This window comes from Novosphingobium sp. MD-1 (genome assembly GCF_001014975.1).
In the GTDB taxonomy this organism is placed as follows: Bacteria; Pseudomonadota; Alphaproteobacteria; order Sphingomonadales; family Sphingomonadaceae; genus Novosphingobium.
Genome location: NZ_BBXA01000003.1, coordinates 1 through 11,827 on the forward strand (window position 1 = coordinate 1; position 11,827 = coordinate 11,827).

At 64.0% G+C, this 11,827-nt stretch carries 10 protein-coding genes and 1 pseudogene; 7 read left to right on the forward strand and 4 right to left on the reverse strand.

Translation table 11 applies throughout. The features are described 5' to 3' along the window. The 5 genes from NMD1_RS00465 to NMD1_RS00485 all read left to right on the forward strand — a co-directional run. The coding region (locus NMD1_RS00465; RefSeq protein WP_233497259.1) for a TrbC family F-type conjugative pilus assembly protein at nt 1–234 on the forward strand (234 nt) is incomplete at its 5' end. Beyond that, entirely contained in the window at nt 231–3,269 is a 3,039-nt protein-coding gene (gene traN, locus NMD1_RS21400; RefSeq protein ID WP_233497260.1) for a conjugal transfer protein TraN, read from the forward strand. The genes NMD1_RS00465 and traN, both read left to right, overlap by 4 nt. A 99-nt stretch (nt 3,270–3,368) precedes the next feature. Further along, nucleotides 3,369–3,866 (forward strand): hypothetical protein, encoded by a 498-nt coding sequence (locus tag NMD1_RS00475; protein WP_125953157.1) that lies wholly within the window; start codon nt 3,369–3,371, stop codon nt 3,864–3,866. 5 nt (nt 3,867–3,871) lie between these two features. Continuing rightward, nucleotides 3,872–4,759 (forward strand): conjugal transfer protein TraF, encoded by an 888-nt coding sequence (locus NMD1_RS00480; RefSeq protein WP_233497261.1) that lies wholly within the window; start codon nt 3,872–3,874, stop codon nt 4,757–4,759. Between the two features lie 101 nt (nt 4,760–4,860). Next, entirely contained in the window at nt 4,861–6,255 is a 1,395-nt protein-coding gene (locus NMD1_RS00485) for a conjugal transfer protein TraH (RefSeq protein WP_125953158.1), read from the forward strand. Nucleotides 6,256–6,299: 44 nt separating this feature from the next. Here NMD1_RS00485 and NMD1_RS00490 read toward each other — a convergent pair whose 3' ends face one another. Together NMD1_RS00490 and NMD1_RS00495 are read right to left on the reverse strand one after the other, a co-directional pair. After that, complete coding sequence (locus NMD1_RS00490) at nt 6,300–6,569, reverse strand: BrnA antitoxin family protein (protein WP_125953159.1); 270 nt, start codon at nt 6,567–6,569, stop codon at nt 6,300–6,302. Beyond that, nucleotides 6,559–6,813 (reverse strand): BrnT family toxin, encoded by a 255-nt coding sequence (locus NMD1_RS00495; RefSeq protein WP_125953160.1) that lies wholly within the window; start codon nt 6,811–6,813, stop codon nt 6,559–6,561. The genes NMD1_RS00490 and NMD1_RS00495 overlap by 11 nt, the downstream gene beginning before the upstream one ends. Nucleotides 6,814–6,908: 95 nt before the next feature. Here NMD1_RS00495 and NMD1_RS00500 point away from each other — a divergent pair, with 95 nt between their 5' ends. Continuing rightward, complete coding sequence (locus NMD1_RS00500; protein ID WP_158453834.1) at nt 6,909–10,073, forward strand: conjugal transfer protein TraG N-terminal domain-containing protein; 3,165 nt, start codon at nt 6,909–6,911, stop codon at nt 10,071–10,073. 39 nt (nt 10,074–10,112) lie between these two features. Here the strand turns inward: NMD1_RS00500 and NMD1_RS00505 are convergent, their stop codons facing one another. Continuing rightward, complete coding sequence (locus NMD1_RS00505) at nt 10,113–10,346, reverse strand: hypothetical protein (RefSeq protein ID WP_125953162.1); 234 nt, start codon at nt 10,344–10,346, stop codon at nt 10,113–10,115. A 265-nt stretch (nt 10,347–10,611) separates the two neighbouring features. On the opposite strand from NMD1_RS00505, the pseudogene NMD1_RS00510 reads away from it, so the two are divergent. Further along, a pseudogene (locus tag NMD1_RS00510) lies at nt 10,612–10,974 on the forward strand (integrase core domain-containing protein); the annotation flags it as partial. A gap of 282 nt (nt 10,975–11,256) precedes the next feature. Here the strand turns inward: NMD1_RS00510 and NMD1_RS00515 are convergent. Next, the gene (locus NMD1_RS00515) at nt 11,257–11,823 is read right to left on the reverse strand and encodes a toxin-activating lysine-acyltransferase (protein WP_125953163.1); all 567 of its coding nucleotides are present in this window, start codon (nt 11,821–11,823) and stop codon (nt 11,257–11,259) included. Nucleotides 11,824–11,827 lie beyond the last annotated feature (4 nt).

Genomic DNA, 11,827 nt, shown 5'->3' on the forward strand with positions numbered 1-11,827 from the left:
CCGAGGCTGTTCCGCGCGTTCCATGTGACGGCGGTTCCCGCCGTGGCGGTGGTCACCTCCGACTTCGATCCTTGCGACGGGCTCGACTGCACCACGGCCGTGCCACCTTTCGACTCGATCAGCGGCAACGTCACGCTGGATTTTGCGCTCGAGACGATTGCCGCCGGCGACGGTCCCGGCGCATCGATCGCAGCGCAAGCGCTGGCGCGTCTGCGCCAGGGGAAGGGGGCATGATGGGCCGCCTTCTCCACAACACCCTGTGCATGCTCGGCGCGCTCGCGCTGCTGGTCAACAACGGCGTGGCGGATGCCCAGGTCGCGGGGCAAACACGTCCGCTCGAGCAGGGCGATGTCCAGGCGGCGAACAACGACGGGACGGCGTTCGCCAAGGGCCAGAAGGCTGCGGCCGAGAGCATTACCGACCAGCAGGTCAACGGGGATACGATTCCCGGATACCAGTCTGCTCCTGACAGCCTGTCGGGCCTTTACGGGGTTGACGACAAGGCGCTGTCGGGTGCGTCGGCGAGCGCGGTCGGCAACGATTCCTGGAACCTGATGAAAGGCGCCGACGCCAACCGTTCGCGCATCGATGCGGCGAGCCTTGCGGACATCAAGGCGCGGGGAGAGGCGATCAATGCCAGCGCCGGCACAGCGGACACCGGGCTTGCGACCAGCGCCACGCAGGGCCAATGCCAGGAGATCCTGAAGCCCGCGACGCAGGTCTTCTACGATGCGACCTGCGATATCGGGGAGACGGTGTCCTCGAGCGAGCCGGTGGGGGCCTGGACCTGTCCCGATGGCTTTGTGCTGTCGGGTTCGACCTGCACGAAGACGATCACCCGGACCGCGACAGTCACCGGCTATTCCTGCCCCGCCGGCTACAGCCTTTCGGGCACGACTTGCAGTTCGGTAATCCAGGCAACGGTGAAGACCTGGACTTGCCCGGATGGCTGGTCGCTGTCGGGCACGGTGTGTTCGCGCACCGCGACGATCGGGGCGAGTGTCTCTGGCTACAGCTGCCCGGCGGGTTTCACGCTGTCGGGTTCGATCTGTTCGCAGATCAATACCGCTGCGGCGACGCCGGTCTATGCCTGTCCCGGTGGCTGGAGCCTGTCGGGCACGAGCTGCGTGCGTGGCACGACATATGCGGCGACGCCCAACTATTCCTGTCCCTGGGGTTTCACGCTCGCGGGCACGACCTGTTCGCGCACGCAGAGCCAGGGCGCGACGGCGAGTTACTCTTGTCCTGGCGGGTACAGCCTCAACGGCACGACCTGCACCCAGACCAATTCGCAGACGGCGACGCCCAGTTATTCGTGCCCACAGGGCGGTTCGCTCTCGGGGACGAGCTGCATCCAGACCAGCACCTATTCCGCGACGGCCTCCTACTCGTGCCCGGCAGGCTACAGCCTCAACGGAACCACGTGTTCGCAGACGGCGACGACCGGAGCGACGCAGGAATTGCAGTGTGGCCAAGGGACGTTGCTGAAGAAGGGAAGTGGGTCGCCCTATAATCTCGAAGCCGACTACTGCATGATTTCGTCAACGTACTTCGCGAATTTCAACTGCGCGTCGCCAACCTACAAGGGCATGCAATTCCACGACAAACGCCGGCTAAAGAATACCGGCATCTATGATTCCTGCCTCTACAACCCGATCAAGGCCTACACGTGCTCCAACGGGTACAACCTGAACGGCGCGACCTGCTCGATCGTCTATACGCAGAACGCCAATGCCAGCTATTCGTGCCCCAGTGGCGGCACGCTGTCGGGTACGACCTGCACCACCACCAGCACGACCAGTGCCAGCGTCAGTTATACCTGTCCCGCCAACTATGCCCTCAGCGGTACGACCTGCACCTCGACCCAGAGTCAGCCCGCAAGCGTCAGCTACTCCTGCCCGGCGGGCTACGCCCTGTCGGGTACAACCTGCTCGGCTACCGAGAGCCAGCAGGCGTCGGTCAACTATACCTGCCCTTCCGGTGGATCGCTGTCCGGAACGACCTGCAGCACCGTCGAGACCGCTTCGGCCAGTGTCACCTATGTCTGCGCTGCCGGCTACAGCCTCTCGGGGACGACCTGTTCGCAGACCACCACGCAGAACGGCACGCCAATCTACGCCTGCCCGACGAACTACACGCTCTCGGGCTCGACCTGCCTGATCACCGAGACCGCCTCGGCGAGCCCGACCTACGAATGTCCGGGTGGCTATACGCTCGCTGGCAGCCTGTGCCGGGCGAGCCAGGCTGCGACGCCTTCGTCCTGGTCGTGCCCTGCGGGGTTCGTCCTCGATGGCCAGACCTGTACGCAGGTCCTCCAGCAGCCTGCGACGCCGATCCAGATCTGCCCCAACGGCGGCGATCTCATCGACGGGGCCTGTGTCACGATCGACCACAAGACCGAATGCAGCGCGCTCGAATCCAATCCGCAATGCACCTGGCAGCGCGACACCTGCCTCGATGAAACCCTGAGCGGACCGTGCAAGGTCACCGAACGGACCTACAGCTGCCCGGTTCCGGGCGAGCAGGGGCCGCCCAACCGCGAATATGTCTGCGCAGGCGATGTCTACTGCGCGGGCGGGGCCTGCCAGCAGGTCGATCGTGATGCCTCGAACGAGTTCAAGGATGCGCTGGTGGCGCTCGGCGCGATCGACCAGGCCCACAAGGAGTTCGATCCCGACAAGCTCGAGATGTTCTCGGGCACGCGCGAGACCTGTCACAAGCCGGTGTTCGGTCTCGTCAACTGCTGCGCCGGCAAGGTCTCGGGCCTGCTCACCGGCGGCGCCGCGGTGTCGGCCTGGGCGGCACTGGGTTCGGGTGGCGCGACCGCGATCGCCGGCATCGCCACGCAGTTCCTCACGACGTTCCTGTGCGCCAACAATGAAAAGCAGCTCGACGTCAAGGACCGCCTCGGCCTCTGCCACTTCGTCGGCAGCTATTGCTCCTCGAGCTTTCTCGGCGTCTGCACGACCAAGAAGAAGACCTACTGCTGCTTTGAATCGAAGCTCACCCGGATCATCCAGGAGCAGGGCCGGCCACAGATCGACAAGCCATGGGGGCCGCCCAAGACCGAGCAGTGCGCCGGGCTGACGCTGGATGAGTTCTCGCGCCTCGATCTATCGAAGATGGATTTCTCGGAGATCTACTCCGAGTTTCTCGAGTCCGTGAAGCTGCCCGACCAGGCGCAGATGGCGAGCGACATCCAGACGAAGATCAAGGCCTATTACCACCAGAATGCCGGGTCGGGGCAGAACCCCGGTGGGGGCAACTGATGCGCGTCCGTCGCCGCACCTCCACCGCCGATGCTGGCCCTGAGCCCCATCACACTCGCGCTGGCGACACGCACACCGACACGGGGGGCAATACCAGCAATGCATGACGACGATCGATTTGAGAACATGACACCTCAGGAGCGCGCCGAATTCGAGGCGAAGATCGAGGCCAGTATCAACACCCATTCCGGCCATCCCACGGTGACCGTGCAGGAATGGGCGGCACTGGTGCGCTGTCGTGCCGATCGCCCGGTTCCCGTCGATGAGCTGGTCGCCTCGATGTATCGCTGGTTTGTGCCGTTCCTCTCCGCCCAGGAATTCGCCGATCTCATCTATGGCCAGGAGGACAAGGGCTGGCTTGCAATCACGCAGGATGAGGAGGGCATGCGCTATGCCCAGACCACGCTGCTCGGCGAGGAAGTGCTCGCCGCGGCCGAACGGCCGCTGATGCTCGCCGGCGTCTTCCGCCTTACCGGCAAGGACAGCATCCCCCAGGGCCTCGGCGACGAGGGCGGACTTCAATCCCTGCCCAAGCCGGGTTCCGGCGGACGCCGTGGCGACCGGCGCCCCCCCGATCACAGACCAGACAGGAGATAGCGACGATGCGCAGGATCATGATCACCGTCATGCTGGCCTCCGGCCTGCTGTCCGCCTCCGTGCTGCAGGCGCAGGACAAGACGGCAGGCGACGACGGGGCCGACAGTGTCGCCACAGCGGCCGCGCAGGATCCCGCGTCGTCCGCGGCCGGCGCGGCAGGGCCGGGGAGCGAAGACGTGACGGGCGATGCCTTCTACTGCCATGAGCGCAAGCTCGGCACCTGGTTCTACTGCGATCGTCGCAAGCGGCCCGCGCCCGATCGCGCGGCGCCGCCCGCGTCCACGCGCTCGGCCACGGCGCAGCTGGCGGCGATCACGCAGCGGCTCGACGAGCTGAAGGCGCGCGCCGTGCTCGAGCCGACCGAGGCCAACGTCACCGCCTATATCCGCTACCAGCGCGAGCAGCTCGATCGCGCCTCGCTGTTCTCCGATGTCTGGCAGCGCGCGGTCTGGCAGGATCCCACGCTCGACTACACGCTCCAGCGTCCGGTCTCGACGCTCGGCAAGCGGGCCTGGCTCGACAACCGCAAGGCCGACGAGGAAGCGACATTGCGCCGCCTGTCGCAGCGCTATGGCATCTTCTATTTCTACGCCCAGAGTTGCGGGGCCTGCGAGGTTTTCGCGCCGATCCTCAAGGCGGTCTCGGACAAGGGTGGCTTCGACGTCGTCGCCGTCTCGATGGACGGCGGCCCGAACCGCACCTTTCCGCGTTATGTTGTCGACACCGGCCAGTACGCCCGCATGGGGCTGACCTCCCGCGCGACGCCGGCGCTGGTGCTCTACGACACCGTGACCAAACGGCCCGTGCCGATCGGCACCGGCATCCTTTCGGCCGACGAGATCACCGAACGCATTTTCGTCCTCACCAACACCAAACCGGGGAGTGGCTTCTGATGGCCATCGTTTACCGCGATCGTGCGCGGGCACGCCTGTCTCTCCGGTCGTGTCTGTCTCGCCGGTCATACCTGTCGCGGACATCCCTCTGGGCGGGGGCCATGGCCTGGGCCGTGTGCGGCGCGATTGCGCCGGCCGATGCCGGGGTCGGATCGGATATGGAAGCGGCCTTCTCGGATATGGGCGTCGCCGCCAATGCAACGGGTCCGGTCGCGTACCAGGGGCAGTCGGCAGGCTACTATTCGCTGGGATCGATGTGGGCGCGCTTCCCGCAGAAGACCGTGTACCCGGCGAACCTGCAATTGCCCAAGGTGACCGCCGGCTGCGGTGGCATCGACATGTTCACCGGCTCGTTCTCGTTCATCAATTCCGACCAGTTCGTCGCCATGGCCAAGGCCGTGGCCAACAACGCGATCGGCTTCGCCTTCCATCTCGCGATCCAGGCGATCAGCCCGCAGATCGACAAGGTCATAGGCGACCTCGAAAAGGCGGTCCAGGACCTCAACCAGTTCAACATCAGCAGCTGCGAGGCGGCCTCGGCGTTGGTTGGTGGCATCGCCGGCGAGATGGGCGTCAAGAGCAATTCGGTGTGCAATGCCGTCGGCACTTCGAAAGGCATCTTCTCGGACTGGGCGCGCAGCCGCCAGGGGTGCGGCAATGGTGGCCAGCAGACCTCGACCAACAACCAGGCCGATGGCGCGCTGAAGCAGCAGTTGCCCGGGCCGAAGAACTACGCCTGGTCGATCATCCAGGCCTCGCCACTCGCCGACCAGAGCCAGCAGATGCGCGAGCTGATGATGACGCTGACCGGAACGATCGTGGTGCCGGCGCGCGGTAGCGACAGCGAGGAGCCGAAGGTCCAGTACATTGGACCGCAGGTCGGCCCGGTCCTCGATGCGCTGCTCGACGGTTCGCAGTCGGTCAATATCCTCAAGTGCTTGGACAGCACCGACTGCCTCGGGCTCCAGACCGGAGGCCAGACCGTCGCCGCGCTGGGAGCGAGTGCGCTGCGCCCGCACGTCAAGGCGCTGATCCAGTCGATGGGCGATAAGATCGCCACTGAAACCGCCCTGACCGCAGAGGAGCGCAACCTGCTCGGGACCGCGAGCGTTCCGGTCTACAAGATCCTCGCGGTGCAGGCCGCCTCGGGCTTCCGCCTGTCCGACGCCGAGATCGATTCCCTCGCCGAGATCGTCGCGATCGACATGCTTGACTCCATCGTCACCCATTTCCTCGACCAGGTCAGCGCGTCGCGCGGTGGGCTCGTGGCGCAGAGCAACCGCGAGAACGTCGAACAGTACATGGCGCAGCTGCGCGACGTGCGCGGCCAGATCGCCCAGCGCGCCAAAGGCGTGACCGACCGGGTCAACCGCACGTTCGACATCGTCGACAGGGCGATGCGCATCGAGAGTACGCTGCAGTCGCGCATGGCGCCGGGGCTTGCCGCTTCGCTCAACTTCTCCCGCGCGCTCTCGGCGCAGGGCCTCAGGCCCTAAGGAAGGGGTGAGATGGCGCCGCTGACTTCTGGCCCTGCTGGACGCTACAGCCCGAGATTGTGGCGCAGCATGTCGTCGATCCGCGTTTGCCAGCCTTTGCCGCTGGCGCGCAACTTCTCGAGGACATCCGGAGAGAGCCGGATGGTAACCGACTGCTTCGCTTTTGCCTTCCGCCAGCCCGAGGGACGTCCGGGGCGGCCGAGCAGGGCGCTCGCCAGTTCGGGGAAGGCTTCAAGCGGTTTGGACCGCGCGAAATCCTCGGCCGTCCACTCCGGATTGTCGTCGTCGAAAACCACGGGCCGTTCATCGGGCATGACGTCGATACTCCTTCTCGTGCGCGCGTCTGAAGCTGATGGCGCGGACGATGCCATTGCGCAGGACCGCGGCGAGGCAGCACGGTTTGCCGTCGAGCGTCCCGTAAATCCGGTATCGTTGCTCACCGTCGAAACGCTCGTCGGGCACAACCTTTTCAATCGTGAGGTTTCGGGCGTCCCCGAGCGAAAGACCGTGCTTGCGCCGGTTGGCGATGTCCTTCGCTGGATCGAACTCGATTTCCACAAATTATATGTAACTACGTTTAACCGTCCGCGCAAGGCTCCCTGTCGTCGATACGGCAGGGAGCTCCTATGCGCCAACGGGCAGGGGTGAGCACCATGGCGGGATCCACGGTCGAAGTCTTCACGGTCGGAGGCGGGGAGTACCTCGTCAACGTGTTCAACGCGATCGCGGCATGGTCGGGCGCGGGAGGCTATCGCGCGCTGTTGCGGGTGGTGATGGTCATGGCCTTTGCCATGGCGCTGATGACGACGGCCTGGAACATGGATCCGCGCGCGCTGATCCGCTGGTTCATGCAGGCGACGCTGATGTACATGGTGCTGATGGTGCCGACGACCAGCGTCAAGGTCACCGACCGCACCAACCCGGGCCTTGCCCCGGCGGTCGTGGCCAACGTGCCGATCGGGCTTGCCGGCATCGCCAGCTTCACAAGCCAGGTGGGCGATTACCTGACGACCTCGGCCGAGACCGTGTTCGTGATGCCGGCAGCGCTGCGCTATTCGACCGGGGGCATGATCTATGGCGCCAAGCTGCTCGATGCGACGCAGGGGCTACGTGTTGATGATCCGACGCTCGCCATGAACGTCAACGAGCACTTCCGGCAATGCGTGTTCTACGACGTGCTGATGGGCCGCAAGACGATACAGTCGCTCACCCAGGCCCCCGACCTGCTCGCGGCCATGGGTCCGGGCTCGGTGTCGCTGTCGCAGGTCTATCGCTATCCGGACGGGTCCTCGAACATCCAGTCGTGCCAGTCGGCCTACACCCTGATCGTCGCCAGCTGGAACACCTACTACAACGCAGCGCTGCCGCACATTGCCGGTCAGTTCTTCCCCGGAATAGGGGCGTCGGCCGCGCAGACCCGGTTTGCCAACGACGTGGGAGGTGTTGGCGCGGCGGCCCTGGGCGGATCGGGCACGAGCGCGCAGGCGCTGACCCGCCAGGCCATGATGGTCAACGCGATGACGGACGCGGTCTCGAGCTTCAGCAACAGCCAGGCGCAAAGCACGGTCGACGCCTTCGCGGCGAACCGCGCCGACATCCAGACCCGCAACACTTATGCGACGATCGCCGCCGGCGCGATGAAATGGGTGCCGCTGCTCAACATCGTGCTGACGGTCGTGTTCTACGCGATGTTCCCGATCATCTTCCTGCTGACCCTGCTGCCCAACAGCGGGATCGGCGTGATCAAGGGCTATATCACCGGGTTCTTCTACCTGGCGTCGTGGGGACCGCTGTTCGTGGTGCTCAACATGATCTTCATGACGCGCTGGCAGGCGAGCCTTGCCTCGTGGAACGGAGGCGGCCTGACAGCCGCGAACTTCGCCGGCGTCTCGGCGATCAACCAGGACGCCGGCGCGCTTGCCGGCTTCATGATCATGTCGGTGCCGTTCATCGCCGCAGGGATGGCGAAGGGGGCGATGTCGATCGCGTCGCACTCGACCAGCTTCCTTGCGCCAAGTCAGAACGCGGCCGAGCAGGCAGCGGCCGAGCAGACCACGGGCAACTATGCCTATGGCAATCGCCAGTTCCACAACCTGACCGCGAACCAGTCCAACGATGCGCCGACCTGGACCACGGGTGCCGGCCAGTTCCTGACCCGCAACGCCGATGGCGGGATGACCCGGGTCAGCGGCGACGGCAGCACCAGCTACGATGTGGGCGGCGGTGTCTCGGCCCTGACCTTCAGCCTGCAGTCCTCGCAGGACTTTGGGCGCAACATGGAGCAGAGCCTCACTCAGGGGGCAGGTATCGTCGAGCAGAAGCGGCAGGCCGCGAGCGACGCCTGGTCGACCAGCAACAGCAGTTCGACGCGCCTGTTCGACACCGCCCAGCGCGTCGCCTCGTCCAACACCGAGGAGGGCAGGGGGCTCAACAACTCGCTCGCCAGGGTGCACGATGTGCAGTCGCAGTGGTCGTCCACGCTCACGGCGAACCATGGCTTCACCAAAAGTGAATCGGACGAACTTACGCGGCAAGCGTCTACCTCTAGTTCATTCGATGCTAATTTGGCGATCACGTCCATGCTTGGACCGGAAAAGGTAGCCGCCCTTAAAGGAAGCGGTAGCGTTGCCCAGAAATGGGCCTCTCAGCAATCACGCGATTCCAAAGACAGCGCGAGGACAGAACAGTCGCTGCTGGATGGTTTGAGCTATCTTGAGAGACAATCACGCGGAGATTCCGCCCGCGAGGCGCGCGAGAGTTTCTATCGCCAGACAAGTTCTTCCTCGAACAGCCAGTTGCGCGGCCTGAGCCAGGAGGTGTCGCAGGATCTGCGACATGCGCAATCCGCCAGCGAGGAAGCCTCGCGGGCCGAGGACACCTTCCAGCGCTGGCAGAACGCGCAGTCCGAGTTCAAGCGCAATGGCTTCTCGCTGTCACGCAACGAGAACCAGGACTTTGTGCGCTTCGCACAAGGGCAGATGCTCGATCCCGCCAACCGCCACCTCGACCAGAGCTATCACCCGGGCCTGATCAACCTGACACCGACCCAGGCCGCTACCGAGCAGACGCTGCTCAAGCGCTACATGGACAACAAGATCGCGACGATGCAGGCCGAACTCGGGCTCATCCCACAAGCGCCGAAGCAGACGATCGCCGGTCCCTCGTTCTCGAACGGCGAGGATATTCAGCGCATCGGGCGTGCTGGCATGGCCGGTGTTGCTGGCCAGGGGCCGCAGGTGGAGGTCGCCTCTCATGCGGCCGATCACAGTATCGACGGTCAGGTTGGCGATCGGCTCACATCCTCTCATGCGGCCATGAAGGAGCATGGCGATTCCATGCGCAACGACGTGCTGGGTGACGGCGGGCGTCAAGCCGATATTGTGCGCCAGTCGGTGGGAGACCGGCTGTCATCCTCGCTGTGGGGCACCATGCCGCTGACTACCATGCTTACCCCGCGCGAACAGGCCGCCGCGGTGCGCGCTTCAGCCAAGCCCGGGGTCAATCTCTCGGGCGTATCGGAAAAGATGTGGCCAGCGTTCAACACGGTGACGCTGGCGGCGAAGGGTCTCAATCTTCCTGCGCCGGTCGTGACATCGGGCCGCGATGGCCAGCACATGAGCGGCAGCCGGCATTATTCCGGCAACGCGCTCGATTTTCGTGGCAACAACATCTCGATCGCGCAGGGCCGGCAGATGGCGACAATGGTGGGCCGCAGGCTTGGCCCCGACTATGACGTGGTGTTCGAGACGTTCCCGCACGATCCGTCGCGCAACCACCTGCACACCGAATACGATCCCAAAGGAAAAGGGCGTCGCTAGGCGCCGCCCTCCCGACCTGCCATGCGCAAGTTCAACAGGTCAGTGCAGAACCGCGAAGAGTGCGATCAGCAGCCCGGTGCCGGCGGCGCCGACCGCGATGCTGCACAGCGAACCGACAATCTTCTGCTTCAGCGACAGCGTTGCCCAGTAGGCTGCGGCTTCGGGGTTGCCGTAGATTGGCTCATCGAAGCTATTCCGTCTGCCATAGAGAAACTCAGACTGCAGATCGATGCCACCAACACGCGGTCTAGTTTTATACCAATCGTCGCTCATCACAAATCTCCACATCGGAACATATCAAAAACATTTTCGAGGGTCAATCTTGTGTTCAACGAGCAGTAAGTGTCTGCCACGGGTGCACAAATATCACGCTGGCTCTCTGATCGACCAATCCAAAGAGCCGGATGCGTGGCCCGCATGTCCGGTTCTGTGAGAGCCGCAGCAGAGTAATCTGCTGCGGCTACTCGACGGCGCGTAGCGCCCGCAGGCTTCATCAAGGCAATCCGGCTCTTCAAGGGACCGGTTCCCAATGTGCTATGGCACGGAACTCACCTCGAACGCGGTGCTCGCCTGGTGCGGTGAGGCCGGCGTGCAATGGCACTATATCGCGCCGGGCAAGCCAATGCAGAACGGCTACGTCGAGAGCTTCAACGGTCGCATGCGCGATGAGCTATTCAACGAGACGCTGTTCCTCAGCATGGACCATGCCCGCGTTCAGATCGCCGCATGGGGCGAGGACTACAACCAAGAACGGCCACACTCAGCCCTTGGCTACGAGACCCCGGCGGCATTCGCCGCCGAGTTGCATAAGCAATGGCCTGCTCCGCTACGCCCTCCGGGCTCCGCTGCACAGGCCATTGCTTACCCCGCGCTCATGCGCAACAAAACAGCCTGGCTCTAATACCAGCTGGTGGAAAGCTGGGGGGCACGTCAAACACTGCGGAAGGCGCCTTTCGGGCGTGCCTGCTTGTGGCGCTCGACGATTGAGAATCCCAAATTTGTCCACGCCGCCTAGAGTGTTTTGGATCCGATCCGCGAACTCCCATACAGGCCCGCAGCGCTCAAGCTGTATCACGAGGCCGGACAGATGGCAGTATCCGACACCTGTGCATGCTCAACTTTACGCTTGCTTTCTGCGGGGCGTCCACAGATGTCATTTCGCCCTCAGCCGGAACCGACCCCTTCACTGCTTTGCATCTCCGCTGGCAGCTTCTCCAACCGCATTTTCGATGGCAGCCTTGAGCTTATCGCCGGCATCCGATCTCACGGTCTGGACTATACGGCGCCCCGTGGCAGGCTCGGTTTGATGAAAGTGAAACTCGACCCCCTTCAACGGTTTCGAGATAAGATCGGCGAGCATGATTTCTCGCTGGCGGTTCTCGTCCGTGGCGAACGGCGCGATCAGATCGACCAACCAAATCTGATCGCCGGATGCCCATTCTTCCAGCGAGAGACGATTCTCCGGTTCGATCATGCCACGCTCGAGCTTGGCAGCCGATGAAGGTGCGCATTTGGCCCACATCGCCAGTCCAACAGGGCGATCCCCGTCCCTAAAAAGGTAGAATTGCCGGTGAGCGAGCGCGGGCATGATCAGCCACTCGATATCGGCGATGCTGAGCGCACGGTGCAGGGGCGATTGGGTGAGTAACCAGGTCATTTCACCGAGGAGGTGACTGACAGTTGGAGCTGGCTGGGCTCCAGACTTTCCTGCGGTGGCGTCGGACTGCGGTTGTGTGGATTTCCTGTTCATATTT

Coding starts and splice junctions, on each gene's coding strand:
- NMD1_RS00515 (WP_125953163.1), bottom strand. CDS start 11,823: ATGAACAGGAAATCCACACAACCGCAGTCCGACGCCACCGCAGGAAAG.
- NMD1_RS00475 (WP_125953157.1), top strand. CDS start 3,369: ATGCATGACGACGATCGATTTGAGAACATGACACCTCAGGAGCGCGCC.
- NMD1_RS00505 (WP_125953162.1), bottom strand. CDS start 10,346: ATGAGCGACGATTGGTATAAAACTAGACCGCGTGTTGGTGGCATCGAT.
- NMD1_RS00485 (WP_125953158.1), top strand. CDS start 4,861: ATGGCCTGGGCCGTGTGCGGCGCGATTGCGCCGGCCGATGCCGGGGTC.
- NMD1_RS00480 (WP_233497261.1), top strand. CDS start 3,872: ATGCGCAGGATCATGATCACCGTCATGCTGGCCTCCGGCCTGCTGTCC.
- traN (WP_233497260.1), top strand. CDS start 231: ATGATGGGCCGCCTTCTCCACAACACCCTGTGCATGCTCGGCGCGCTC.
- NMD1_RS00500 (WP_158453834.1), top strand. CDS start 6,909: ATGGCGGGATCCACGGTCGAAGTCTTCACGGTCGGAGGCGGGGAGTAC.
- NMD1_RS00490 (WP_125953159.1), bottom strand. CDS start 6,569: ATGCCCGATGAACGGCCCGTGGTTTTCGACGACGACAATCCGGAGTGG.